General features: G+C 68.8%; 25 protein-coding genes and 1 tRNA gene. 16 read left to right on the top strand and 10 right to left on the bottom strand.

Annotated features, from left to right (window positions below; translation table 11 throughout):
• Positions 1-96 precede the first annotated feature (96 nt).
• From P1Y20_RS06165 to thyA, 5 genes are all read right to left on the bottom strand, one after another.
• A tRNA-Glu gene (locus tag P1Y20_RS06165) sits at positions 97-171 on the bottom strand.
• Between the two features lie 77 nt (positions 172-248).
• Positions 249-1,478 (bottom strand): helix-turn-helix transcriptional regulator, encoded by a 1,230-nt coding sequence (locus P1Y20_RS06160; RefSeq protein WP_304447784.1) that lies wholly within the window; start codon positions 1,476-1,478, stop codon positions 249-251.
• A gap of 120 nt (positions 1,479-1,598) precedes the next feature.
• Positions 1,599-3,371: an acyl-CoA dehydrogenase family protein gene (locus P1Y20_RS06155; protein ID WP_304447783.1), complete on the bottom strand. Its 1,773-nt coding sequence runs from the start codon at positions 3,369-3,371 to the stop codon at positions 1,599-1,601.
• 89 nt (positions 3,372-3,460) lie between these two features.
• The gene (locus tag P1Y20_RS06150) at positions 3,461-4,018 is read right to left on the bottom strand and encodes a dihydrofolate reductase (RefSeq protein WP_304447782.1); all 558 of its coding nucleotides are present in this window, start codon (positions 4,016-4,018) and stop codon (positions 3,461-3,463) included.
• Positions 4,015-5,022: a thymidylate synthase gene (thyA, locus tag P1Y20_RS06145; RefSeq protein ID WP_304447781.1), complete on the bottom strand. Its 1,008-nt coding sequence runs from the start codon at positions 5,020-5,022 to the stop codon at positions 4,015-4,017. Before thyA ends, P1Y20_RS06150 begins: the two co-directional genes overlap by 4 nt.
• Before the next feature lie 115 nt (positions 5,023-5,137).
• Between thyA and P1Y20_RS06140 the strand changes: the two genes are divergently transcribed.
• From P1Y20_RS06140 to P1Y20_RS06125, 4 genes are all read left to right on the top strand, one after another.
• A complete protein-coding gene (locus P1Y20_RS06140; RefSeq protein ID WP_304447780.1) occupies positions 5,138-5,473 on the top strand; it encodes a cupin domain-containing protein in 336 nt (111 codons plus the stop codon).
• A gap of 321 nt (positions 5,474-5,794) precedes the next feature.
• A complete protein-coding gene (locus tag P1Y20_RS06135) occupies positions 5,795-6,028 on the top strand; it encodes a DUF8151 family protein (RefSeq protein ID WP_304447779.1) in 234 nt (77 codons plus the stop codon).
• A gap of 51 nt (positions 6,029-6,079) precedes the next feature.
• Positions 6,080-6,850: a creatininase family protein gene (locus tag P1Y20_RS06130; protein WP_304447778.1), complete on the top strand. Its 771-nt coding sequence runs from the start codon at positions 6,080-6,082 to the stop codon at positions 6,848-6,850.
• A 47-nt stretch (positions 6,851-6,897) separates the two neighbouring features.
• Positions 6,898-7,473: an MBL fold metallo-hydrolase gene (locus P1Y20_RS06125; RefSeq protein ID WP_304447777.1), complete on the top strand. Its 576-nt coding sequence runs from the start codon at positions 6,898-6,900 to the stop codon at positions 7,471-7,473.
• Between the two features lie 128 nt (positions 7,474-7,601).
• On the opposite strand, the gene P1Y20_RS06120 is transcribed toward P1Y20_RS06125, so the two are convergent.
• The 3 genes from P1Y20_RS06120 to P1Y20_RS06110 all read right to left on the bottom strand — a co-directional run bounded on the left by P1Y20_RS06120 (position 7,602) and on the right by P1Y20_RS06110 (position 10,194).
• Entirely contained in the window at positions 7,602-7,871 is a 270-nt protein-coding gene (locus P1Y20_RS06120) for a DUF5827 family protein (RefSeq protein WP_304447776.1), read from the bottom strand.
• A gap of 163 nt (positions 7,872-8,034) precedes the next feature.
• The gene (gene sod / locus P1Y20_RS06115; RefSeq protein ID WP_304447775.1) at positions 8,035-8,646 is read right to left on the bottom strand and encodes a superoxide dismutase [Mn]; all 612 of its coding nucleotides are present in this window, start codon (positions 8,644-8,646) and stop codon (positions 8,035-8,037) included.
• A gap of 144 nt (positions 8,647-8,790) precedes the next feature.
• Positions 8,791-10,194 (bottom strand): cryptochrome/photolyase family protein, encoded by a 1,404-nt coding sequence (locus P1Y20_RS06110; protein ID WP_304447774.1) that lies wholly within the window; start codon positions 10,192-10,194, stop codon positions 8,791-8,793.
• Between the two features lie 103 nt (positions 10,195-10,297).
• On the opposite strand from P1Y20_RS06110, the gene P1Y20_RS06105 reads away from it, so the two are divergent.
• The 12 genes from P1Y20_RS06105 (at position 10,298) to P1Y20_RS06050 (ending at position 22,459) form a co-directional block, all read left to right on the top strand.
• The gene (locus P1Y20_RS06105) at positions 10,298-11,062 is read left to right on the top strand and encodes an SDR family NAD(P)-dependent oxidoreductase (RefSeq protein ID WP_304447773.1); all 765 of its coding nucleotides are present in this window, start codon (positions 10,298-10,300) and stop codon (positions 11,060-11,062) included.
• Between the two features lie 222 nt (positions 11,063-11,284).
• Entirely contained in the window at positions 11,285-12,526 is a 1,242-nt protein-coding gene (locus P1Y20_RS06100) for an ABC transporter substrate-binding protein (RefSeq protein WP_304447772.1), read from the top strand.
• Entirely contained in the window at positions 12,527-13,390 is an 864-nt protein-coding gene (locus P1Y20_RS06095) for a branched-chain amino acid ABC transporter permease (RefSeq protein ID WP_304447771.1), read from the top strand.
• Between the two features lie 33 nt (positions 13,391-13,423).
• On the top strand, positions 13,424-14,680 hold the full coding sequence (locus P1Y20_RS06090; protein WP_304447770.1) for a branched-chain amino acid ABC transporter permease: 1,257 nt from the start codon (positions 13,424-13,426) through the stop codon (positions 14,678-14,680).
• Complete coding sequence (locus P1Y20_RS06085) at positions 14,670-15,476, top strand: ABC transporter ATP-binding protein (protein WP_304447769.1); 807 nt, start codon at positions 14,670-14,672, stop codon at positions 15,474-15,476. Before P1Y20_RS06090 ends, P1Y20_RS06085 begins: the two co-directional genes overlap by 11 nt.
• Entirely contained in the window at positions 15,476-16,288 is an 813-nt protein-coding gene (locus P1Y20_RS06080) for an ABC transporter ATP-binding protein (RefSeq protein ID WP_304447768.1), read from the top strand. The genes P1Y20_RS06085 and P1Y20_RS06080 overlap by 1 nt, the downstream gene beginning before the upstream one ends.
• 105 nt (positions 16,289-16,393) lie before the next feature.
• Positions 16,394-17,950, top strand: a complete 1,557-nt coding sequence (locus P1Y20_RS06075; RefSeq protein WP_304449465.1) for a long-chain-fatty-acid--CoA ligase — start codon at positions 16,394-16,396, stop codon at positions 17,948-17,950.
• 200 nt (positions 17,951-18,150) lie between these two features.
• Positions 18,151-18,942 carry an enoyl-CoA hydratase-related protein gene (locus P1Y20_RS06070; RefSeq protein WP_304447767.1) on the top strand — a complete coding sequence of 264 codons (792 nt, stop codon included), beginning with the start codon at positions 18,151-18,153 and terminating at the stop codon, positions 18,940-18,942.
• A gap of 66 nt (positions 18,943-19,008) precedes the next feature.
• On the top strand, positions 19,009-20,148 hold the full coding sequence (locus P1Y20_RS06065) for an acyl-CoA dehydrogenase family protein (protein ID WP_304447766.1): 1,140 nt from the start codon (positions 19,009-19,011) through the stop codon (positions 20,146-20,148).
• A 1-nt stretch (position 20,149) separates the two neighbouring features.
• Positions 20,150-21,004 carry an alpha/beta fold hydrolase gene (locus P1Y20_RS06060; RefSeq protein ID WP_304447765.1) on the top strand — a complete coding sequence of 285 codons (855 nt, stop codon included), beginning with the start codon at positions 20,150-20,152 and terminating at the stop codon, positions 21,002-21,004.
• Between the two features lie 58 nt (positions 21,005-21,062).
• Positions 21,063-21,599: an Lrp/AsnC family transcriptional regulator gene (locus P1Y20_RS06055; protein ID WP_304447764.1), complete on the top strand. Its 537-nt coding sequence runs from the start codon at positions 21,063-21,065 to the stop codon at positions 21,597-21,599.
• A gap of 50 nt (positions 21,600-21,649) precedes the next feature.
• Complete coding sequence (locus tag P1Y20_RS06050; RefSeq protein WP_304447763.1) at positions 21,650-22,459, top strand: CPBP family intramembrane glutamic endopeptidase; 810 nt, start codon at positions 21,650-21,652, stop codon at positions 22,457-22,459.
• Here the strand turns inward: P1Y20_RS06050 and P1Y20_RS06045 are convergent.
• Both P1Y20_RS06045 and P1Y20_RS06040 read right to left on the bottom strand, forming a co-directional pair.
• On the bottom strand, positions 22,456-22,908 hold the full coding sequence (locus tag P1Y20_RS06045) for a MaoC/PaaZ C-terminal domain-containing protein (RefSeq protein WP_304447762.1): 453 nt from the start codon (positions 22,906-22,908) through the stop codon (positions 22,456-22,458). The genes P1Y20_RS06050 and P1Y20_RS06045 overlap by 4 nt on opposite strands.
• Complete coding sequence (locus tag P1Y20_RS06040) at positions 22,905-23,375, bottom strand: PaaI family thioesterase (protein WP_304447761.1); 471 nt, start codon at positions 23,373-23,375, stop codon at positions 22,905-22,907. The genes P1Y20_RS06045 and P1Y20_RS06040 overlap by 4 nt, the downstream gene beginning before the upstream one ends.

Raw genomic sequence — 23,375 nt, 5'->3', positions numbered from 1 at the left:
GAATTCGTCGAACGATGACAAAAAGATTCGCGCGTATCCCGGGAACGGCGTAACGGAAACGCGGCCCGCACGCTTCCCGTTCGTCGGTTGAAGAAGTGCTCCGACGGGGATTTGAACCCCGGTCATTGCCTCGAGAGGGCAATATGATTGGCCGGACTACACTATCAGAGCACGCCTGACGCACCGTGCGTCTACATCTCTCCGTATTCTCGAATCACCCTTAACGGTTCCGTTTCACCGTCTCCGTGTCACTCGTCATCACCGGACGACGGCGGCTCCGACCCGCTCTCGACGTCCCGACTGACGATGTTCTCCCGGCCGACGCGGAGTTTGTTCACCAGGCCGTCGTCCTCCATGTCCGAGAGGAGCATGCTCACCTTCGACTTCGACCAGTCGGTCCCCTCGACGATGTCGACCTGCCGCATCCGCCCGCCGTTCTCCTCGAGGAGGCGCAGGACCCGGTCCTCGTCGGTCAACAGCAACTCGTCGGGGATGTCCGCCGCCTCGCTCGGCCCTCCCGGTTCGACCACCGGGTCGGGACCCTCCTCGGCGTCGGTGTCGTCACCCACGTCCCGACTCGTCTCGACACCCGCGTCCGTCGTCGGAGGGCCGGGACCGTCGCCACCGCTCGAACCGTCACCCGGACTGTCGCCGCCCGCGCCGTCGCCGGTGCCCTCACTCCCGCCGTCCCCATCGTCGCCGAGTCTGTCGACGACGTCGAACCGGACGAGCGCGAGCGCGCAGAGCGCGAGCGCGGCCAGCAGGGCGCCGATGGACATCGGCGAGAGGACTCCCTCGACGGCCGAGTCGGGGGTGTCCTCGTCGTCGGTGTCCGACTCGTTGGTGGCGTTGGGGGATTCGAGCGTCAGCCCCGGCTGCTCGTCGTAGAACTGCGTCCCGCCGTCCTCTGCCTCCCAGATGACGGTCTCCGACGTCTGCTGGTCCGCGTCGGGACTCGCCGAGACGTACGTCAGTCGGTCGTCGTCCCACGACATCTGCAGTCGCTGGTTCGGTGCGAGGTAGAGCCCCCCGTCGAAGACGTCTCCGACGACGACGCGGTCGTCGGAGACGAGCGCGAACCCCTCCCAGCGGAACGACATCTCGACGACCCCCTTGTTACCGAGCGGGGTGACGTACGCCTGCCGCTCGAAGTCGACCGGGAACATCTGGCGTCCGGTCTGTTCGCTCCCGGTGGTCGTCAGGGTCCGTGCTCGTTCCTGGAAGTCCGTGTAGAGTTCCTGTTCGCTCTCGTTGAACTCCGCCGCGAACGTCTCGAACTCCGAACGGTCGGCCGACGTCTCGAGCGGCTGTGAGTACTCGAAGGTCCAGCGCGCGGAGCCGTTCTCCATCACCTCGATGTCGAACGTCGTGCGGTCGAACTCGGGGGTCGGTTCCGACTGGGCCGCCGCTCCTCCGCCCGGAACCGCAGAGACGACGAGGAAGACGGCGAGCAGCCACACCCCCAGCGCGCGCGACATCTATCGTAGCCATACCCGCCGGAGTACAAAACGGCCCCGACTACAGTATGTCACTCGGCCGCTAGTGACACGGCGTGCTGTGTCTCCGCATGGCCCCCCGTCGCGCCGCCGTTCGACCGGTCAGTCGTCGGCCGGTGTCGGGTCGGCGAGCGCGGCCGGTTCGACGCGCGCGTGGCCGACGACGGCGTCGAACGCGTCGAGCGCGAGGCGGTCGCCGTCGTCGATACCGCGTCCGCGCGCCGACCGCCGACCGAAGCGCGACCGCACGAACGAGCGGGCGACCAGCGCGGCGCGGCCGTCGCCCGCCTCGATGTCGGCCTGCGCGACGGCGAGCAACTCGGCGGCGGCGAAGACGTCGTAGAGGTAGTCCACGAGGTCCTTCGCCTTGAGCTGGGCGTACTCGGGGTCCTCAGTCGCGAGCGTCGCCATCGCCCGCTGGAGGTCCGCGAGTTCGCTCGCGACGGTGTCTCCGGCGGCCGCGAGCGAGTCGTGGTCGACGCCGTCGAGCCGTTCCCGGACCGCGGGGACGAACACCTCGTGGGCCGCCTCGCGCTCCAGCACCCGGAGGACGTCGAGCGCGAGGACGTTCGAGGTACCCTCCCAGATGGGCAGCACCTGCGCGTCCCGGAGCATCCGCTCGGTGGCGAACCCCGAGACGTAGCCGTTGCCCCCGAGGACCTCGCAGGCGTAGGAGGCCGTGTCGACGGCCTCGCGGGCCGTCCGGGACTTCGCGATGGGGACGAGCAGGCGCATCAGCCGGTAGGCGTCCTCGTCGTCCTCGCGGTGGTGGCGGTCGAGCAGGGACGCGGCGGCGAAGGTGAACGCCGTCGCCGCCTCGTAGTCGACGCTCATCTCCACGAGGTCGCGGCGCATGAGGGGGTGCTGGTCGATGGGCTTGCCGAACGCCTCCCGGTTGGCCGCCCGGACCTTCGACTCCAGCAGACAGCGCCCCATCACTCCCACGCTCGCCGCCGCGTTCGAGAGGCGCTCGTAGTTGAGCATCGCCGTCATCTGCCGGAAGCCCGACTCGGGTTCGCCGACGAGGTACCCCTCCGCGCCCCGGAACTCCACCTCGCCCGTCGGCACCGAGAGCGTCCCCAGTTTGTCCTTCAGCCGCCGGTAGAGCTGGTCGTTCAGTTCCCCGTCGGCCGTCGTGTGCGGGACGAGGAACAGCGAGAGGCCGGCGGTCCCCTCGGGGGCGCCCTCGCGGCGCGCGAGCGCGAGCGTCCCCTCGGCGTCGACGTTCGAACAGAACCACTTCTCGCCGGTGAGGCGGTACACCCCCTCCTCGTCGGTCTCCCGGGCGACGGTCTCGTTGGCCCCCACGTCGCTGCCGCCCTGCTTCTCGGTGAGGAACATCGCCCCCTCGATGTACGTCTCGGGGTCGCGCGTGGTCAGTCGCTCCAGGTACTCCTCCAACCTGTCGTCGTCCCCGAACCGGTCGAGCACCAGCGCGGCGCCGACGGTCATCGACGCCGGACAGACGAACCCGGGGTCGGCGAACGAGAGCACCGCCTGCAGGGTCAGCGCGTGGGTGAGACCCATCGGCTCCTCGCGGCCGGGCGGCGCGTGGAACACGTCGTGCGAGAGGCCGTAGTCGCAGTAGGTGATTCGCTCGGTGTCGGCGAGCGCCGGGTGGTACTCGACGCGGTTGGCCACCTCGCCCCACCGGTCGTAGGTGTGCAGCGTCGGCGGGTTCGCCTCGACGCGTTCGGAGTTCTCGACGACCCGCGTCCCGACCACCTCGCCGAACGCCTCCAGTCGAGGGGCGGCCCAGTCGAACTCCTCCGGCGGGTAAGCGCGCTCGGCCGCCGCCGCGAGCGTCGGGTCGAAGGTCCAGTAGTTACAGTCGCGCCCGGCGTCGAGCGCGCCGTAGTCGATGGGGTCGCTCATGTCGGTAGACTAACCGACCGGCGGCATAATACCCGCGGGAACTGCTACCAACGTGCTCGGGGTGGTCGACGACCCCGCGGGCGCGGCTATCACGCGCGTTCGCGGCGCTCGTACGCCACGAACGCGAGACCGTCGCGCTCCTCGCGGTCGACCTCCACCCACGCCTCGCGGTCCCACGCCGGGTAGTACGTGTCGCCGTCGTACGCCTCGGGGAGTTCGGTGAGGTACTGTCGGTCCGCCAGCGGGAGGAGCTGTTCGTAGACGGTCGCTCCCCCCACGACGAACACGACGTCTTCGTCCCCGTCCACGGCCTCGCGGGCCGTCGCGAGCGCCGCCTCGACCGAGTCCGCACTGACTGCCCCTTCCGGCAGGTCGAGGTCGCGCGTGCTCAACACGACGTTCGTCCGGTCGGGCAGCGGGCCGCCGAGGTCGGCGACGATGCTCTCGTAGGTCCGTCGCCCCATCACGACGGGGTGGCCCGTCGTGAGCCGCTTGAAGTGCTTCAGGTCCTCGGGGTAGTGCCACGGCATCTCGCCGTCCGCGCCGATGACGCCGTTGGCGGCGACGGCCGCGACGAGCGCCACCTCGGGGGCCTCGCCCCCCTCTCTGCGCGGGTCGACGTCGCGGACCGAACCGTCGCCCGTCATTCCGCGACGGCGAAGCGGATACCCTCCGCCGAGTCGTAGTTACGCAGTTCGATGTCGTCGAACGCGAGTTCGTCGAGCGGCTTGTCGCTGATGGCGATTTCGGGGCGCTCGCGCGGTTCGCGCGAGAGCTGTTCGAGCAGGCCGGGGACGTGGTCGTAGCGTTCCTCGCCGTCGGCCTCCGGCGGCGCGGTCGATTCGAGCCACGCGCGCACGTCGCGGTACCCCTCGCGCCCCTCGACGGCCGCCAGTCGGGACTGCAGGGCGTCGAGGTTGTCGGCGTACCACGCGCCGCGCTCGCCGGCGCCACAGTAGACGTGCGCGTCGACGACGGTGTGGGCGAACTCGCCCGCCTCGAACCCGGTACGCTGGGCGACGGCCTCCGCCAGCAGGGCGTACGCCGCGACGTTGAAGGGGACCCCGAGGGCCACGTCGCCGGAGCGCTGGGTGAGGTGGAGGTTCAGCCGGTCGCCCTGGACGTTGAAGACGAACGTGTAGTGACAGGGCGGGAGCGTGCTGACCGCGGCGTTCGCGGGGTGCCAGGCGTTCACGACCAGCCGTCGGGAGGTCGGGTCCTCGCGGAGTGTGTCGAGGACGTACCCGAGCTGGTCGAAGGTCCGTTCGTCGTCGTTGACCCACCGGTGGGCGTCGTCGGGCCAGGACTCGCCGTCGAGTCGACTCGAACGCTCGGGTATCGGGTAGCGCCGCCAGAACCGGCCGTAGGCGGTGTCGAGGCGCCCCGAGTCGTCGGCCCAGGCGTCCCAGATACCGGTGTGCTCGCGCAGCGTCCTGACGTGCTCCTCGCCCGAGAGGTACCAGAGCAGTTCGTGGACGAGCGAGTCCCAGCGGAAGCCGTCGAGGCGTTTGGTCGTCAGCAGGGGGAACCCCTCCGCGAGGTCGACGCGGTAGTGCTGGCTGAACGACGAGACGGTGTCGACGCCGGTCCGGTTCGGCTTGTGGCTCCCCGACGAGAGGACCCGTTCGACGAGGTCGAGGTACTGTTTCATGGGGACGTGGTGTCTGTCTGTGGAATACCGGTCAGCGTGATAATGCCTTCCGTTCCGTCCCTCGCTTCCCCTCTCCCCCACAACTGATACGCCTCGCGCCCCTCCGTGCCCGTGTATGACCTACCAGACCGCGAGTCCCGAGGACGTCGAGTCGGTCATCGACGAGGAGTACGGTGGCATGTGGTTCCTCCGGGACGCCCTCGACGCCGAGGCAGTGGGCGTTACCGTGCTGGAACTCGAACCCGGGGCGAAAGGGAAGGAACACGACCACGCCGGCGACGACCACGAGGAGGTGTACGTCGTCGTCGACGGCCGGGTCGACGTCGACTGTGGCGACGACACCGTGACGCTCGAACGGAACGAAGCGATTCGCCTCTCGCCGGACCAGCGCAGACAGCTGGTCAACCGGGGCGACGAACGCGCTCGCCTCGTGCTCGCCGGCGCGCCTTGACGACCGACCGAAAAGTAACACGTCCGACAGGAATTTATTCATACTAGCCCTCGGGGTGTTCTGTGTAGCCGGTGGGTTGAACGAGGTAGCGCGAGGCAGACGTACCATGTCCGGCGTTCCGGAACGCCTCGGTCAGCTCGGTCGGTCGTGGGGACACCCACTCCGGGCGGTCGAGGGGCGGTTCCGAAAGCTCGTCTGGGAGTGTCAGTCGTGTGGTGTGATTCGAACCGAGAAGGGGTTCTACAGGACCATCGAGTGCGCGTCTATGGGGTCGGAAGGCGTCTCGTCGCGGACGGGTCGCGAGACGGGTTCGGGTGGCCGATGAGCCGCGAGGCGTCGCTCGTCGCCCGGTTCGGCAGTCCGAAGGTCGGAACCGTCGTCTTCGTCCTCGTCGGACTCGCGTTCCTCCTCCTCGGGACCGTCCAGTATCGGTCCGGGGACTCGACGATGGGGCTGTGGTGGACACTGGTCGGTGTCGTCCACCTGGTCTTCGGCGTCGCCGTCCTCCCCGTCGTCCCCGACGGGTCGCCCGACGACCTCCCGGCCGACGACTGACGCGCCGGAAGGGCAACGTATTGGTCCTCGGGGCGTCTCCCCCCGCGTAGGATGTACCTGGCCGACGAGGCGTGGACGGACCTCGAGGAGTACTTCGAGAACGAATCGCTGGCACTGGTGCCGCTCGGGTCGACCGAACAGCACGGGCCGCACCTGCCGGAGTCGACCGACCACGTCATCGCACAGGGCCTCGCCCGCGAGGCGGCGGACCGGACGGGCTACCTCTGTACGCCCACCATCAACGTCGGCGTCAGCCCCCACCACCGCCAGTTCCCCGGGACGATGTGGGTCGACGCGCCCGCCTTCCGCGACTACGTCGAGTCCTTCTCACGCAACCTCACCTACCACGGTATCGACCGCATCGTCTACGTCAACGCCCACGGCGGGAACGTCCAGCACCTCCGGGAGGTCGGTCGCCGCCTCCACGAGTCGGGCGACGCCTACGCCATCGAGTGGATGTGGGACGAGTCCATCCCGGATCTCGTGAACGACAGCTTCGAGCACAACGGCCCCCACGCCGGGCCGAAGGAGACGGCGATGGTGATGCACCTCCGTCCCGAACTCGTCCACGACGACCGACTGGCCGACGCCCGCGACGGTGGCTGGATGGACTTCGACTTCGCGGGCGCGACGGTCAACGGCGCGCGCACCTTCTACGACTCCGTCGAGAACGCCGCCAACGGGGCGTTCGGCGACCAGACCGACGCCACCCCCGAGAAGGGCGAGCGGCTCTTCGAGGCCGCCACGGAGCAACTGGTCGAGCTCTGCGAGTGGCTCGCCGCGCGCGAGGCGGACGAACTCGTCCCCCGCCCGCACGTCTGACCCGGGAGAACGACACGCACAAGCGAGGGCCGGTCGTAGCCGGGCGCATGATTCGTAACCTCGCGCAGGGTCAGCGCGTGTTCACGAGCAACGCCTTCCTCGTCGAGGGCGAGCGAACCGTCCTCGTCGACCCCGGCAACGACTTCGACGTGGTGAGTGCCGTCCGCGAGCACGTCGACGCCCTCGACGCCGTGGTCCTCACCCACACGCACCCCGACCACGTCGGCAACCTCGACGCGGTGAAGGAGGCGTTCGGCGTCGACGCCTGGGGGTTCGACGTCGACCAGCCGGGCGTCGACCACCCCATCGCGGACGGCGACACCGTCCGGATGGGCGACCACGACTACCTCGCGCTCCACACCCCCGGTCACAAGGACGACCACCTCTGTCTCTACGCCCGCGCCCCGGGGATACTGTTCGCCGGCGACCTCGTCTTCGCCAACGGGAGCTTCGGCCGGACCGACCTCGCCGAGGGCGACCGGGCGACGCTCGTCGAGAGCATCGACACCCTCCACGAGACGGTCGACGACGACCTCGCCGAGATGCACACCGGCCACGGGCCGAGCGTCACGACGACCCCCCGGCAGGACATCGAACTCGCCGGACAGGCGGCGCGGTTCTGAGCGGGCGGCGAGTCTTTATGGGAGAGGACGCGACCAGACCCGCCGTGTCCTGACGTCCGGTCGCCGCCGGCGAAGCGGGAGCGCGACGCACCCGGCGGCGTGTCGTCGGTCGCGTCGCCTGTCCGCCCTCACTCGGTCGCCAGCCCGTAGTACCCGGGTTCGTCGTCGGCCTCGGGGTCGCCGAAGACGAACGCGTCGGCGTTGACCATCATCCACGGGATGGCCCAGTCGAGCAGGACGTTCTCCGTCTCGACGTCGAGTTCCCGGTCCACCTCGACGCCCTGCAGGAGGCGCGCTATCTCGTAGACGGTGTACAGCTGGTCCTCCTCGAGTACCTCGGCGGGGTCGCGGAACTGGAGCGGTCTGAGCCGGTCGAACTCCTCGCGCGGTCGGGGCATGTGCGTCGGTAGCGTCGCCGCCGTCGTAAATCGTCCCATCCCCGTCGCCGTGCGTGACGGTCGAGAGCGGTGCGGCCGCTCTGCGCTCGCCCAGCCGCCGGTACCGGTCGCTCACGCCCGTGGAGCGGTCGCGAAAAACGAAGGAAGGTGTGTCGCTTCCGGATTACTCGTACGTGGAGACGACCGTGTCGTACTTGTCGGCGACGTCGTCCCAGTCGACGACGTCGAAGAACGCGTCGACGAAGTCGCCGCGCGACGGACCGTAGTCGTAGTAGTACGAGTGCTCCCAGACGTCGAGCGCGAGGATGGGGTGACTGCCCCAGAGCGCGCCCTGGTCGTGCTTGTCGACGACGACGTTGCGGAGCTGCTTGGCGACGGGGTCGTAGACGAGGAGCGCCCAGCCACCCGCGGCGGACGCGGCGGCTTCGAACTCGCCCTTCCAGCCCTCGTAGGAGCCGAAGTCCTCCTCGATGCGGTCGGCGAGGTCGCCGGACGGCTCGCCGCCGCCGTCGGGGGACATGTTCTCCCAGAACGTGGTGTGGAGATAGTGTCCACAGCCGTTGTGGGTCACCGAGCGCATCGCGCCCCCGGAGGAGCCGAAGTCACCGCTCTCGCGGTTCTCCGACAGCGTCTGCTCCGCGCTGTCGAGGCCGTTTACGTAGCCCTGGTGGTGCGTGTCGTGGTGCCACGTCAGGACCTGCTCGGAGAGGCTCGGCTCCAGTGCGTCGTAGTCGTACGGAAGCGGCGGCAGTTCGGGGTTTGACTGTTCGGACATAATCTGATACCTCCACTCGACAGTCGGACGGATAGCTGAAAAAGATTGAGGAGGAGGCGGTCCATCCCCTGAACTCGATTTACGTTGGAATGCCTATATGTCGAAGACGTCGATCGATTCGGTGAACGACCACTTTCGTGAGCGTCAGTCGTCGCTCTCGCCGCGGGCCCGCTCGAACATCGCGAGCGCCGCCTCCCGACGCTCGCCGTGGTCGACGACGGGCGCGGGGTACGCCGGCGCGAGTGTCTCGCGCTCGTCGGTCTCGAGTTCGTGCCACGCGTGGACGTCCCCTGGGTCGACGTCCGAGAGCTCCGGGATGTATCGACGGATGTACTCGGCGTCGGGGTCGTAGCGCTCGCCCTGCGTCATCGGGTTGAAGATTCGGAAGTAGGGTTGAGCGTCGGTCCCCGTCGAGGCGGCCCACTGCCAGCCGCCGTTGTCGTTGCCGGTGTGGTGGTCGACCAGTCGCTCGCGGAACCAGTCGTACCCCTCGCGCCAGTCCAGCAGCAGGTCCTTCGTGAGGAACGAGGCGACGATCATCCGCACGCGGTTGTGGAGGTACCCCTCCTCGCGCAACTGGCGCATCCCGGCGTCGACGATGGGATAGCCGGTCTCGCCGTCCTTCCACGCCCGGAGGGCGTCGTCGTCGTCGCGCCACTCGATGTCGTTCTCGTACTCCCTGTAGTTCTCCGTCACGACGCCCGGGTTGAAGAACAGGACGTGCGTGTAGAACTCCCGCCAGGCGAGTTGGCTCTGGAACTCCTCGACGGACTCCCGGGCCTCGTCGTCGGCCGCCCCCGACAGCGCCTCCTCGGTCGCCGCGTACACCTCCCTCACCCCGATAGTCCCCCACCTGAGGTGGGCGGACAGGCGGGACGTACAGCCCTCGGCGGGGTAGTCGCGTCGCTCCGCGTACTCGTAGATGGGGCCGTCGCAGAACGCTGCGAGGCGCTCGCGGGCCGCGTCCGCGCCGGCCGGTTCGACCTCGCAGTCCGGGTCGTCGAAGCCGAGGTCAGCGAGCGTCGGCAGGTCGTCGCCCGCGTGGTCGACGAGTGCCTCGTCTGCCGGCGGGTCGTAGGGGCCTTCCTTCTCGCGGTCGCGCCACTTCTTCCAGAAGTAGGTGTAGACGGAGTAGGGGTCGCCGTCGTTGGTCGTGATGCTCCCCGGTTCGTGGTGGAGGTCGCCGTGGAACGCCCGGTGGTCGAGGTCCGCGCCCTCCAGCGCCGTCCGGACGGCGTCGTCCCGGCGCTGTGCGAGCCCCGAGTAGTCGTGGTTCCAGCGGACGCCGTCGGCGCCGTGTTCGGCCGCGACGTCGACCAGCACGTCGGCCGGGTCCCCGTGGCCGACCGCCAGGTCGCCGCCGCGCTCGCGGTACCACCCTCTGAGGTTCGCGAGCGCGTCGAGCATGAACGCCACGCGCGGCGGCGAGGCGTGCGCCAGCACCGCCTCGTCGAACACGAAGACGGGGAGGACGTCGTCGTCGGCCGCCTCCGCGAGCGCGACGTTGTCGGCCGCCCGGAGGTCGCACCGGTGCCAGTGGAGCAACATTGGCTGGGAGAGGAGCGCCCCGGCCGTATACCTCCGGGTGGCGGCGGTCCGCGTGCGTCCCCGAGTCGGACCCTTTATTTCGGCGTGCGTGGCAGACAGGCGCATGCACGAGCAGTTCGACCTCGCGGGACGCGTCGCGGTCGTCACCGGCGGGAGCCGCGGCATCGGACGGGCGATAGCCGAAGGGATGGCGGCGGCGGGGGCGACGGTCGTCCCGACGGCCCGGAGCGCGGACGACCTCGCGACCGTCGTCGAGGGTATCCAGGCCGACGGGGGGGAGGCGCTCGCCGTCTCGACCGACGTCGCCGACCCCGACAGCGTCGCGGCGCTGTTCGACCGCGTGGAGGAGGAGTACGGCGGCGCCGACGTGGTCGTGAACAACGCCGGCATCAACCCCGACGCCGCGCTGGGGACGCCCGAGCGTGTCGACGCGGAGGGGTTCGACTTCGTGACGGACGTGAACCTGCGCGGGGCGTTCCTCTGCGCCCGCGAGGGAGCGGCGCACCTCCGCGAGCGCGGCGGCTCCGTCGTCAACGTCGCGAGCGTGGGGGGCCTCGTGGGGCTCCCCAGACAGCACCCGTACGTCGCCTCGAAACACGGGCTGGTCGGCCTGACCAAGAGCCTCGCGCTCGACTGGGCACCGGACGTTCGCGTCAACTGTCTCGCGCCCGGCTACGTGGCGACCGACCTCACCGGCGACCTCCGGGAGAACGACGACCTCAGCGCTTCTATCCTCGACCGAACGCCACTCGACCGCTTCGCGGACCCCGAGGAGATAGCGGGGCCGGCCGTCTTCCTCGCGAGCGACGCCGCGAGCTACGTCACCGGCGCGACGCTCGCCGTCGACGGCGGGTGGACCGCTCGCTAGGAGGAAATCGTTATCAACGACCATGTAACAAACCCTCTAGATTTAAGGTCGTGGTATAATAACGCATGACAACGTATGGTTACGGATGGTAAATCAGGTTCAAAAACGTCGAACGATGGTAGCTCGAACGGGGGCTCGAAAAACGTTGGTAGCGACGTCCGCCGACGGACGTTCCTGCGGACGGCGGGGGCCGGCGCGGTGGCGGTCGGCCTCGCGGGGTGTGTGAGTACGACGGACACGGGGGACGAGGGCGGGGGCGGCGACAACGACTCCGGTGACAACAGTTCCGGCGGTGGCGGCGGCGGTGACTTCCCGGGGACGATCAAGATCGGCGTGCTGGCGCCGGAACCGGGCAACGACCCCATCGGCGGCTCCATCGCCAACGGGGCGCGCCTCGCGGCCCAGCAACTGACCGACGACGGGTTCATCGAGGGCACCTCCTTCGAGGTGGTCGTCGAGGATACGAAGGAGGACCCCGGCACCGGGCGCACGAAGTACCGCGAACTCACCCAGGGCGAGGAGGTCCATATGACGACCGGGGTGTTCACCAGCGAGGTGCTGCTCGCCATCATGGACGACATCGCCAGCGAGCAGACGATACACATGACCTCCGGCGCCGCGACGCCGGAGGCTTCCCGGCTGGTCCACGAGGAGTACGACACCTACAAGTACCACTTCCGGACGGGTCCCATCAACGCCTACGAACTCGGCGTGAACATGGTCGACTTCCTCGACGCGAAGCGCGAGGACCTCGGCTGGGAGTCGGTGGCGGTGCTCGTCGAGGACTACGAGTGGACCGGTCCCGTTCAGGACGCCCTCGACGAGAACCTCGGGGACACCGGCGTCGAGGTGGCGATGGAGCAGCGCTACGCCTCCGGGACGGAGAACTTCTCGCCCATCTACGACGACGTGGAGGACTCCGGCGCGGACGCGGCGTTCATCGCCATGGCCCACACGGGGACGCCGGCCATCGTCCAGTGGGCGCGCCAGCAGCGGAACTTCGAGTTCGGCGGCATCCACGTCCCGATGCAGTTGCCCTCCTACTACGAGGCCGTCGACGGGGCGTGCAACTACGCCGTCACGCAGAACTCCGCGACGCCCGAGAGCGAGGTGACCGAGAAGACGGTGCCGTTCTCCGACGCCTACAACGAGGAGTTCGACAGCTACCCCGTCTACACCGGCTACATCACCTACGACGCCGTCATGCAGTACGCGGAGGTCGTCAAGGAACTGGGGACCCTCGACGCCGACGAGGTCGTCACGGGTCTGGAGGAGAGCTCCTACACCGGGACCGCCGGGACCATCTCCTACTACCCCCCGGACGACGAGTTCGCCCACGACGTCGTCTACGCGGAGGACAAGGTCGACCCGGTCTTCCAGCAGTGGCAGGACGGCGACCAGACGGTCATCTACCCGGACAAGTTCACCACGGGCGACTACGTGAAACCCGAGTGGATTCAGTAGATGTCCGTCGCATCCGTCCTCGTCGAGACGGCCATCATCAGCGCGCTGTACGCGCTGGTGGCCATCGGGTTCACCCTCATCTTCGGGGTTGGGGGCGTCCTCAACCTCGCTCACGGCGCCAGCATCACCGTCGGCGCCTACACGACGTACTACGTCACGCGGGTCTTCGGCTACGGCGTCGGCGTCGGTATCCTCGCCGCGGTCGCGGCCTCCGGACTGTTCGGCGCCGTCCTCTACCTCGGACTGGTCAAGCGCATCCAGGACGAGCCGATCCTCGTGATGATAACGACGCTCGTCACCGCCGTCGCCATCGAGCAGGTGGTCGTCGTGCTCGTCGGCACGGAGGAGAAGTCCATCCCGGCGCTGTTGCGCGGTAACGCGGACATCCTCGGGACGAACGTCCAGTTGAACATGCTCGCGGTGTTCGTCCTCTCGTGGGTCGTCATCGCCGGCCTGTTCGCGTTCGTCAACTACACGAAAGCGGGCAAGGCGCTGCTCGCGACCAGCATGAGCCACAAGGGCGCGGCGCTCGTCGGCATCGAGGCCGACCGCATCAACCTCATGACGTGGGTGCTCGCCGGCGCCATCGCCGGTCTGGCGGGCGTGTTCCTCGGCTCGTTCCAGACGGCCAGCTACGCGATGGGACAGGGGCCACTCGTGCTCTCGTTCACCATCGTCGTCCTCGGGGGTATCGGCTCCATCAAGGGGAGCGTCCTCGGGGCGTACCTCATCGGCTTCCTCGAAATCATGACCATCGAGTACATCAGCCCGAGCCTCACGGGACTGACGCCTCTCATCGTGCTCGTCGCCGTGTTGCTCGCGAAACCGGAGGGCCTGTTCGGCCGCGAACTGGTGGAAGCATGACGCCGAACGCGACGTCCGTCGGAGGTGAGTCGCGTGAGTAGCGACACCGTCTCCGGCGGCCTGTTCGAGCGACTCGAGTCCTCGGGGCTGTCGCTGCGGTACGTCCTCGGCCTGCTCGGCCTCGTCTTCATGGCCGTCCTGCCGCTGCTCTCGGAGTTCGAACTCGGCATCGGCATCCCCGGCGTCTTCGTGTTCGCCGTCGACAACCTCCTCCTGCTGAAGCTCACCGGCGCGCTCTACTTCGGGATGTTCGCCATGAGCTGGGACGTCGTCTCCGGCTACACCGGCCAGATCTCCTTCGGTCACGGCGTGTTCTTCGCCGTCGGGGGGTACACCTCGGCGCTGTTGAACATCGAGTTCGGCATCGCGCCGGCGCTCGCGGTTCCGGTCGGCGTCGTCCTCGCCGCGGTGACGGGCCTCGTCATCGGGGTGCCGGCGCTGCGCCTGCGCGGCCCGTACCTCTCGCTCGTGACGCTCGTCGCGCCGCTCATCCTGCTCAACGTCTTCATCTGGCAGAGCGGGACCTTCGGCGGCGAGCGCGGGCTGCTCGGCGAGGACTACTTCCTCGGCCTGGGTAGCGACGCCGCGCTGGAGGTGTACTACATCGCGCTGGTGCTGTTCACGCTCATCTTCGCGCTGCTGTTCGCGGTGACGCGCTCGGACGCCGGGCGCGTGTTCACCGCCATCCGCGAGGACGAGGACGCCGTCGCCGCCGCCGGGCTGAACCCGGCGAAGTTCAAGACGTTCGCGTTCGTGCTGAGCGCCGCCGTCGGCGGCCTCGCCGGCGCGATGTTCGTCCACTCGCCGGTCGGCGGCGCGCGCCCCTCGGAGCTGATGAGCGTCATCGTCAACGTCGAGGTCATCATCGCGGCCATCCTCGGCGGGATGGGCACCATCGTCGGCGCGGCCATCGGCGGGGTGTTCCTCATCCTCCTGCAGGACGGACTGAGCAACCTCGGCGACGCGCTCACGATACCGATTCCGGGGACGGAGACGGGCGTGGTGCTCACGCCGCCGATTCCCTTCAGCCAGATGGACTTCCTGCTGTTCGCGGTCATCACGCTGGTCCTGCTGCTGGTCCTCCCGGGCGGCATCGTCCGGGCGGGTATCCGCGGCGGCCGCCGCGTGCTCCGCCGGGTCCGGAGCGACCGCGAGGACCCCGTCGCCACGGACGGCGGCCGGGTCGAGGACTCGAACGATGGAGAGAACGCCGACGCCGGGCGCGCGCCCGAGCGGGCGGTGTACCGGAACTACCGCGACGCACTCGAAGGTGACGACGATGAGCACTGACACGAACACAGCCACGGAGGAGGTCGACGCGTCCGTCGACACCGAACGCACCTACGGCCCCGACGACGGTATCCTCGTCACGCAGGGGTTGACCAAGCGCTTCGGTGGCCTGACCGCCGTCGACGACTTCTCGTTCGCCGTCGAGCGCCAGGAGATACTGGGGTTCATCGGCCCGAACGGGGCGGGGAAGTCGACGACGTTCAACTGCATCACGGGGACGTTCCCGCCGACGGACGGTACCGTCTGGTACGAGGGCGAGGAGGTGACGGGCGAGCCCGCCTACGAGATGGTCAAGCGCGGACTGGCGCGGACGTTCCAGTCGTTCCGTCCGCTCCACGACCGGACCGTGGTCGACAACGTCGCGCTCGCCCTGGTGCCTGACCGCCTGTTCTCGCTGTCGGGGCTGCGCGGGGGGACCCGCGAGCGCGCCGCCGACCTCTGCGAGCGGGTTGGCCTCGGCGACCGACTCCACCAGACGCCGGACGAACTGCCTCACGCGGGGCTGTTGCGCCTCGAACTCGCCCGCGCGCTCGCGACCGACCCGGACCTCCTGCTGGTCGACGAACCGTTCGCCGGCCTCGCGGGCGGCGAGGTCGAGAGCATCTCCACCCTCCTGCGCGAACTGCGCGAGGAGGGGCTGACGCTGGTGGTCGTCGACCACAACATGCGCGGCCTGCTCTCGCTCATCGACCGGGCGGTCGTCATCCGCTTCGGCTCGAAACTCGCCGAGGGGACGCCGGAGGAGATAACGAACAACCCGGAGGTCCAGCGCGCCTACCTCGGGGGTGAGATGTGATGTTCCCGACACACCTGCCGGGACTGCTCGCCACCGCGGACGACGCACCCGACGAGGGGGCCGCCGGTGAGACCACCACGGAGAGCGACACCGAGACGACCGGGTCGAGTGCCGACCTGCTGTCGGTGTCGGACTGTTCGGTCTCCTACGGGAAGGTCAACGCGCTCCGCGACGTCGACCTGCGCGTCGGTGAGGGCGAGTTCGTCGCGCTCATCGGCCCGAACGGGGCGGGGAAGTCGACGATGGCGAACACGGTGTCGGGCTTCCTCCCCTACGAGGGGTCGGTCACCTACGAGGGGCGGGAGGTCCGCGACCGGACGCCCCGTGCGCTCGTCCAGGACGGCCTCATCCACTGCACGGAGAAGCGCGACCTGTTCGGGTTCATGTCCGTCGAGGACAACCTCCGACTCGGGGCCTACCGCCAGGACGGGAGCGCGGACGACCGTCTCGCGTTCGTCTACGACCTCTTCCCCGCGCTCGAGGAGCGCACCGACCAGGAGGCGAACACGATGAGCGGGGGCGAACAGCAGATGCTCGCCATCGGGCGGGCGCTGATGGGCGACCCGAACCTGCTCGTCCTCGACGAACCGACGCTCGGCCTCGCGCCGGTCATCCTCCAGGACATCAGCGACGGCATCGACCGCATCCGCGAGGAGGGCGTCACGATACTGCTCTGCGAGCAGAACGTGACCTTCGCGCTGAACCACGCCGACCGCATCTACCTGCTGGAGAACGGCGAGGTCGTCCGCGAGGGGGCGCCCGAGGAACTCCGGGGCGACGACTACATCCGCCAGTCGTACCTCGGCGGGTAGTCGTCCCTCGGCGGGTGGGTCACTCGCTCTCCCGATAAGTTCGAACGTTAGCTGTAACCAAGTGATAACATATAACTACCTCCGGCCGGACCATCACGGTGATTCATCGTGAACCTCGTCTCAGACATCGGCTCGACCGCGGCGGAGTCGCCCGACGCCCCCGCGCTCTCCTACGACGGCCAGACGCAGACCTACGAGGAGTTCTGGTCGCGTACCGGGCGGTTCGCGGCCGCGCTCGACGACCGGGGGGTCGGCGCGGGCGACCGCGTCGGCATCTACCTCCCGAACCTCCCGCAGTACGTCACCGCCTTCACCGGGACGCTCCGGGCGGGCGGCATCGTCGTCCCGATGAACCCCCAGTACAAGGAGCGCGAGATCTCCCACCTGCTCTCGGACAGCGGTGCCCGGGTCGTCGTGACGCTCGCCGACCTCGTGCCGGTCGTCCGCGCGGTCCAGGCGGAGACGGGCGTCGAACACGTCGTGAGCGTCGGCGGCGAGGCGGAGGGCGCCACGTCGTTCGAGGCGTTCCTCGCCGACGAGGAACGCCCGGTCGTCGAGCGCGAGGGCGACGACGTGGCCGTCCAGCCGTACACGTCCGGGACGACCGGCCAGCCGAAGGGCGTCCTGCTCACCCACGAGAACCTGGGGTCGAACGCCCGCGCCACGGGCGACCTGATGCCCGGCGGGTTCCAGGACGGCGACCGGATGCTCGGCGTCCTCCCGCTGTTCCACATCTACGGGATGACCGTCACCATGCTGGGCACGCTGTTCGAGGGCGGAGCGTACTACCCTCTGCCGTCGTGGGACGCCCAGGGGGCGGCCGCGCTCATCGCCGAGGAGGACATCACCATCATGCACGGCGTCCCGGTGATGTACAACGACCTCATCAACCAGCCCAACGCGGAGGCGTTCGACCTCTCCTCGCTCCGCTTCGCCAACTCCGGCGGGAGCAGCCTCCCCGTCGAGGTGATGCGTCGCTTCGAGGACCTCTACGACGTCGACCTCTACGAGGGGTACGGCCTCACGGAGACGAGCCCCGTCACGCACGCCAACAGCCCCGAGGCGCGCCGTCCGGGTAGCATCGGCAAGCCCATCGACGGCGTCCGCGCGCGCATCGTCGACGGGGCGTTCGAGGACGTCCCGCCCGTCGAGCGCGGTCCGGTGGACGAGGAGGGAGCGGACCTGAACGACGTGACGGGCGAGCTCGTCGTCGCCGGGCCGAACGTCATGAAGGGGTACTACGGCCTGCCCGAGGCCAACGAGGAGGCCTTCACCGACGAGGACGGCACCCGCTGGTTCCACACCGGCGACATCGGCTACCACGACGAGGACGGCTTCTTCTACGTCGTCGACCGCGCCAAGCACATGATCAACACGGCGGGCTACAACGTCTACCCCCGGGAGGTCGAGGAACTCCTCTTCGAGCACCCCGCCGTCGCCGACGCCGCCGTCGTCGGCGTCCCCGACGAGCGCCGCGGCGAGACCGTGAAGGCGTTCGTGGTTCCCGCGCCCGACGCCGAGGTGACCGAGGACGACCTGCGCGAGTACTGCCTGGAACGGCTCGCGGAGTACAAACACCCCCGCGAGGTGGAGTTCGTCGAGGAACTCCCCCGGACGACGACGGGGAAGGTCCAGAAGTTCGAGTTGCGAGGTGACGAGTGAGCGAAGCGAACGAGAACCTCGGGAAGACGAGCGGGAACCGTGGCGGCCCCCCCGTTCGACGCTCACCGTCGCTCGACGGACGAGTGTAAACCTCACGACCACTACACCTGAACGCTGGTGTCCGGAACCCCCGCACCGGACTGTTCCGTAAACCGTCACGTCCGACAACACCTTTTAGCGTGGCCTCCGGTGGTGGTGCCATGAGCGAGGACGCGGTGCTGCTCGACGTCGAGGAGGAGATAGCCACCATCACCCTCAACCGTCCGGAGATGCGCAACGCCATCACCCACGAGGTGTCGACGACGCTGCTCGACCGCCTCGACGAGGTGGAGGACTCGGACGCCCGCGCGCTCGTCGTCACGGGGTCGGGCGGGAGCTTCTCGGCGGGCGGCGACGTCAACGCCATGTCCGCGCGGCTCTCGGGCGAGGCGTCGCTCGCGGAGTCCGTCCGGCGCATCCACCAGGAGACGAGTCGGGCCATCGAGCGCGTGGCGAAGTTCCACCTGCCGACGGTGGCGAAGATAGACGGCGTCGCCTTCGGCGCGGGCGCGAACCTCGCGCTGGCCTGTGACGTCCAGCTCGCGAGCCGGGAGGCGAGCATCAGCTTCGGGTTCAAGCAGGTCGGTCTGGCCGTCGACACCGGTACCTCCTACTTCCTCCCGCGCATCGTCGGGATGAACAAGGCGAAGGAACTGGTGTTCACGGGCGAGTTGCTCGACGCCGACGACGCCCACGAGTTGGGACTGTTCAACCACGTCTACGGCGACGACTTCGAGGGGGAGGTCGACGCATTCGTCGAGGAACTCGCACAGGGGCCGACCGTCGCGCTGGAGACGTCGAAGCGCGCGCTCGTCCAGGGGCTGGAACAGTCGCTCGACCAGGCGATGACCCGCGAGGCGGCCCACCAGGCGGCCGTCTTCGAGACCGACGACCACCGCGAGGGGGCGACGGCGTTCATGGAGAAACGCGAGCCGGACTTCTCGGGGGAGTAGTCACCTCGATTACCACTGTACGGGACAGACCCGAGGCTATTTTACGTCGGAAGCTAACCTGACGGCATGGGATTCCAGACCACGGCCGAGCAGGAGGCGATCCGCGACGCCGTCCGCGAGTTCGGCGAGAACGAGATACAGCCCGTCGCGCGCGAGCACGACGAGGAGAAGAAGTACCCCGAGGACCTGCGCCGGAAGGCCGCTGAGTTCGACCTCGTCGCCCCGAACATCCCCGAGGAGTACGGGGGCGCCGGCATGGACCTCCTCTCGTCCATCATCGTCACCGAGGAACTGTGGCGCGCGGACCCCGGTATCGGGAGCGCCGTCGGGAGCGCCGGGTTCGGCACGTCGATGATATCGAGGTTCGGCGACGAGTGGATGAAAGAGGAGTGGCTCCCCGGCGTGGCCGCCGGCGACACCGTCTCCTGTTCGTGCATCTCCGAACCCGCCCACGGGTCGAACGTCGCGGGCATCGAGACGACCGCCGAGAAGGACGGCGACGAGTGGGTCATCGACGGCAACAAGATGTGGATAACCAACGGTACCGTCGCCGACGTGGGCGTCGTGATGGCCAAGACCGACCCCGGCGCGGGCCACAAGGGCATCAGCGCCATCCTCGTCCCGACCGACGTCGACGGTTTCGAGCCGACGAAGATCGACAACAAACTCGGCATTCGCGCGAGCGACCTCGCGGAGATCGTCCTCGACGACGTGCGCGTCCCCGAGGAGAACCTCATCGGCGAGGAGAACGAGGGGTTCTACCAGCTGATGAACTTCTTCGCCGGCGGGCGCGCGAGCGTCGCCTCCCAGGCGGTCGGTGCCGCCCAGGGCGCGCTCGACGCCGCCATCGACTACGCCAACGAGCGCGACCAGTTCGGCCAGAAGATCGCCGAGTTCCAGGCCATCCAGCACAAACTCGCCGAGATGGCGACGAAGGTGGAGGCCGCCCGCTCGCTCACCTACCGCGCGGCCGGCTACGCGGCGGAGGGCGACCGCGACCTCGGCATGAAGTACGCGAGCATGGCGAAGCTCTTCGCCAGCGAGAACGCCGTCGAGGTGTGCGACGACGCGCTGCAGGTGTTCGGCGGGTCGGGCTACGTCTCCGACTACCCCGCCGAGCGCTACTACCGCGACGCCCGCATCACGAAGATATACGAGGGGACCAGCGAGATTCAGAAGAACATCATCGCCGACCGCATCCTCTGACATGACCGACCCCGACCACGAGGCGTGGACCGCCGCCCAGGAGGAGACGACCGTCTCCGTCGACGGCCACGACGTGTCGATGGCCTACCGGGACAGCGGGACGCCGTCGGGTACGGGGGAGTCGACGCCCGTCGTCTTCCTCCACGGCATCCCGACGTGGTCGTTCCTCTGGCGACGCGTCGCGCCCGCCTTCGACGACGACCGCCGCACCATCGCCCCGGACCTCGTCGGCTACGGCAACAGCGACCGGCACGAGGGCTTCGACCGCTCCATCCGCGCGCAGGAACTGGCGCTCGCGGACCTGCTCGACCGGTTAGACGTCGAGCGCGTCTCGCTGGTCGCCCACGACATCGGCGGGGGCGTCGCGCTCCGCTTCGCCGCCCACCACCCCGACCGCGTCGAGACGCTCGTGCTCTCGAACGCGGTCTGTTACGACTCCTGGCCCGTCGAGTTCATCTCGACGATGGGGTTGCCGAAGACGGAGGCGATGGACGCCGACGAGTTCGAGGCGCGACTCGACTTCGCCTTCGACGACGGCCTCTACGGTGACGACGCCGACCCCGAGTGGCTCGACGGCATGAAGGCGCCGTGGCTCGCGGCGGGCGGCCAGCGCGCGCTCGCGCGTGCCGCCGTCGCCACCAACACCAACCACACCACGGAAATCGACTACGGCGCCATCGACGCCGACGTCTACTGCCTGTGGGGCGTCGACGACCGGATGCAACCGCTGGCCTACGGCGAGCGACTCGCCGACGACCTCGACGGCGAGGTGGTCGAACTGGAGCGGGCGTACCACTGGGTCGTCGAGGACCGCCCCGACGCCTACCGCGAGGAACTCCGGGAGGTGCTGCTGTGACCCTCTCGTCCCCCCTCGGGACCGAAAGGACGACGTTCCGGGAGCGTGAGACGGGGCTATGAGCACCCCTGGCACGAACACCGACCCCGAAGAGGCCCCCGACTGGGACTTCAAGGAACGCGACGTCCTCATCCTGAAGGAGCTGTCGGCGGACTCACAGCTCTCCTCGCGGGAACTGGCGCGCATCCTCGACGAGAAACACGGCATCGAGGTGTCGCACGTCACCGTCAGCGAGTCCATCCGGGGGATGCGCGAACAGGGCGTCTTCCGGGAGGCCATCGTCCCCAACGAGGAGTACTTCATCTTCGGGATGTTCGAGTTCAAACTCAACCCGGAGCACTTCGCCGAGACGTGGCGCGACGCCCTGCGGTACATCCAGGAGTCGCCGAACACGCTGCTCATGTTCCTCTCCGACGGGGAGTACCAGTGGAAGTCGGTGATGATGTTCCCCAACCGCGCGGCGGAGTCGAAGTGGATACACGAGTTCTACAAGGAACACGGCACGGCCGTCCAGAACCTCCGCAACTCCGTGGTCCACAACGTCCTGAAGTTCCGGACCGACCCGGACATCCTCGGCAGCCTCTATCAGGAGTGACGTCCGTCCCGAGCGAGTAGGCTTTTGCCCGGGCGACCCGTACGACGCTCATGGTCGTCTCCTCGCGTAGTGACCGCTCTCCACGCGCCCGCGTCGTCGCTGTGGTCGCCGCCGTCCTCCTCGCGGCCGTCGGTCTGGGAGCGGGCGTCGCCCTCGTGAACCTCGTCGCCCTCGTCCTCCCGGCGGTCGGCGTCCCCATCACCCGTGGCCTCAGCCTCGTCCTCTCGCTCGTGTTCGTCCAGGGTATCGGGGTGTTGCTCGTCGCGGGCGCGTACCTCTGGTGGACCGGCCGCGGCCGGTCGTTCGTCGGCGTCCGCGTCCCGACCACGCGCGACCTCGTCTGGATCGTCAGCGGCTACGTGCTGGCGATGGTCGCCAACTTCGGCGTGGGCATCGCTCGCCTCCTCCTCGGCGTCGAGTCCGCCCAGAACAGCGTCATCGACATCGTCCTCCCGCAACCCGAACTCCTGCTGTTGCTCATTCCCGCCTCGTTCCTCCTCGTGGGGCCGGGCGAGGAACTCCTCTTCCGGGGCATCGTCCAGGGTCGCCTCCGCGAGTCGTTCGGTCCTATCGTCGGTATCGGTCTGGCGACGCTCATCTTCATCGTCGTCCACTACCCCTCGCTGACCGGCACGCCGGAGGGACGCGCCGTCTACATCGCGGGGCTCGCGCTCCCGGCGCTCGTGTTCGCCGTCGCCTACGAGGCGACCGACAACGTCGTCGTCCCGGCGGTCATCCACGGCGCGTACAACGCCACGCTGTTCGCGCTGGCCTACGTGGCGCTGACGTACGCGCCCGAGGGCGGGACGCAGATGGAGACCGCCGCCGTCGAGGCGGCGCTCCTGTTCCTGCCGTTCTAGGCCAGCAGCGACCGCAGTTCGCAGGAGAGCACGACGGTCCCGTCGCCCTTCACCACCTCCGCGTCGTAGGTGACGACGCCGTTGCCGACGGGGTGGTCGCGCGGTTCCTTCTCCGTGACCTCGAGTTCGACGTGTATCGTGTCGCCGATGAACGTCGGTGCCCGGAAGCGCAGGCGGTCGACGCCGTAGAAGGCGACGACGGCGTCGCGCTCCTCCTTGCTCCGGGACTGCCAGAGCAACCCCGTCATCATCGAGAAGACGAGCGCGCCGTGGGCGATGCGCTCGCCGAACCCCGAGTCGGCCATCGACTCGGCGTCCGTGTGCAGGTGGTTGAAGTCGCCGCTGACGCCGGCGAAGTTGGTCACGTCCGCGCCGGTGACGGTGCGTCCCTGCGTGGTGACGCGCCCGCCGACCGCCGTGCGCTCGAAGACGCTCTCGCGCTCGCTCACGACTCCTCACCCCGGAAGAGTCGGTAACTCGTCGCCCCGGTGGCGACGGTCTTTCGCTCGCCTTCGGGCGTCTCGCTCGTCACCGTCACGTCGGTGACGCCCATCGACCCCCCGGCGCGGACCACCTCGCCGACGGCGCGCACGTCGTCGCGGACGGGCCGGACGTAGCGCACGTCGAGGTCCGTCGTCGTGAGGAACGTCCGCTCCGGGTCGTCGAACGTCGAGCGGAGGGCGAACCCGCTGACCGTGTCGACGAGCGTCGCCGTCACCCCGCCGTGCATCGTCCCGCTGGTGAGGTTGGCGAACTTCTCGTCGAAGGGGACGGTCATGGCGACCCGGCCCGGTTCCAGCACCTCGAAGTCGACGTCCAACCACTGGAAGAGGCCGTGGTCGCCGACCTCATCGCGGAGGCGGCGCTCGACCGTCGCGGCCGCCGGCGCGTCCTCGCACTCGCCCTCGGCGCTCAT

It is taken from the genome of Halomarina ordinaria, assembly GCF_030553305.1.
In the GTDB taxonomy this organism is placed as follows: Archaea; Halobacteriota; Halobacteria; order Halobacteriales; family Haloarculaceae; genus Halomarina; species Halomarina ordinaria.
Note: the sequence above shows the minus strand (reverse complement) of the source record. Positions and strands in the feature narration are given on the sequence as shown.

Coding starts and splice junctions, on each gene's coding strand:
- P1Y20_RS06160 (WP_304447784.1), bottom strand. CDS start 1,478: ATGTCGCGCGCGCTGGGGGTGTGGCTGCTCGCCGTCTTCCTCGTCGTC.
- P1Y20_RS06155 (WP_304447783.1), bottom strand. CDS start 3,371: ATGAGCGACCCCATCGACTACGGCGCGCTCGACGCCGGGCGCGACTGT.
- P1Y20_RS06150 (WP_304447782.1), bottom strand. CDS start 4,018: ATGACGGGCGACGGTTCGGTCCGCGACGTCGACCCGCGCAGAGAGGGG.
- thyA (WP_304447781.1), bottom strand. CDS start 5,022: ATGAAACAGTACCTCGACCTCGTCGAACGGGTCCTCTCGTCGGGGAGC.
- P1Y20_RS06140 (WP_304447780.1), top strand. CDS start 5,138: ATGACCTACCAGACCGCGAGTCCCGAGGACGTCGAGTCGGTCATCGAC.
- P1Y20_RS06135 (WP_304447779.1), top strand. CDS start 5,795: ATGAGCCGCGAGGCGTCGCTCGTCGCCCGGTTCGGCAGTCCGAAGGTC.
- P1Y20_RS06130 (WP_304447778.1), top strand. CDS start 6,080: ATGTACCTGGCCGACGAGGCGTGGACGGACCTCGAGGAGTACTTCGAG.
- P1Y20_RS06125 (WP_304447777.1), top strand. CDS start 6,898: ATGATTCGTAACCTCGCGCAGGGTCAGCGCGTGTTCACGAGCAACGCC.
- P1Y20_RS06120 (WP_304447776.1), bottom strand. CDS start 7,871: ATGCCCCGACCGCGCGAGGAGTTCGACCGGCTCAGACCGCTCCAGTTC.
- sod (WP_304447775.1), bottom strand. CDS start 8,646: ATGTCCGAACAGTCAAACCCCGAACTGCCGCCGCTTCCGTACGACTAC.
- P1Y20_RS06110 (WP_304447774.1), bottom strand. CDS start 10,194: ATGTTGCTCCACTGGCACCGGTGCGACCTCCGGGCGGCCGACAACGTC.
- P1Y20_RS06105 (WP_304447773.1), top strand. CDS start 10,298: ATGCACGAGCAGTTCGACCTCGCGGGACGCGTCGCGGTCGTCACCGGC.
- P1Y20_RS06095 (WP_304447771.1), top strand. CDS start 12,527: ATGTCCGTCGCATCCGTCCTCGTCGAGACGGCCATCATCAGCGCGCTG.
- P1Y20_RS06085 (WP_304447769.1), top strand. CDS start 14,670: ATGAGCACTGACACGAACACAGCCACGGAGGAGGTCGACGCGTCCGTC.
- P1Y20_RS06080 (WP_304447768.1), top strand. CDS start 15,476: ATGTTCCCGACACACCTGCCGGGACTGCTCGCCACCGCGGACGACGCA.
- P1Y20_RS06070 (WP_304447767.1), top strand. CDS start 18,151: ATGAGCGAGGACGCGGTGCTGCTCGACGTCGAGGAGGAGATAGCCACC.
- P1Y20_RS06065 (WP_304447766.1), top strand. CDS start 19,009: ATGGGATTCCAGACCACGGCCGAGCAGGAGGCGATCCGCGACGCCGTC.
- P1Y20_RS06060 (WP_304447765.1), top strand. CDS start 20,150: ATGACCGACCCCGACCACGAGGCGTGGACCGCCGCCCAGGAGGAGACG.
- P1Y20_RS06055 (WP_304447764.1), top strand. CDS start 21,063: ATGAGCACCCCTGGCACGAACACCGACCCCGAAGAGGCCCCCGACTGG.
- P1Y20_RS06050 (WP_304447763.1), top strand. CDS start 21,650: ATGGTCGTCTCCTCGCGTAGTGACCGCTCTCCACGCGCCCGCGTCGTC.
- P1Y20_RS06040 (WP_304447761.1), bottom strand. CDS start 23,375: ATGAGCGCCGAGGGCGAGTGCGAGGACGCGCCGGCGGCCGCGACGGTC.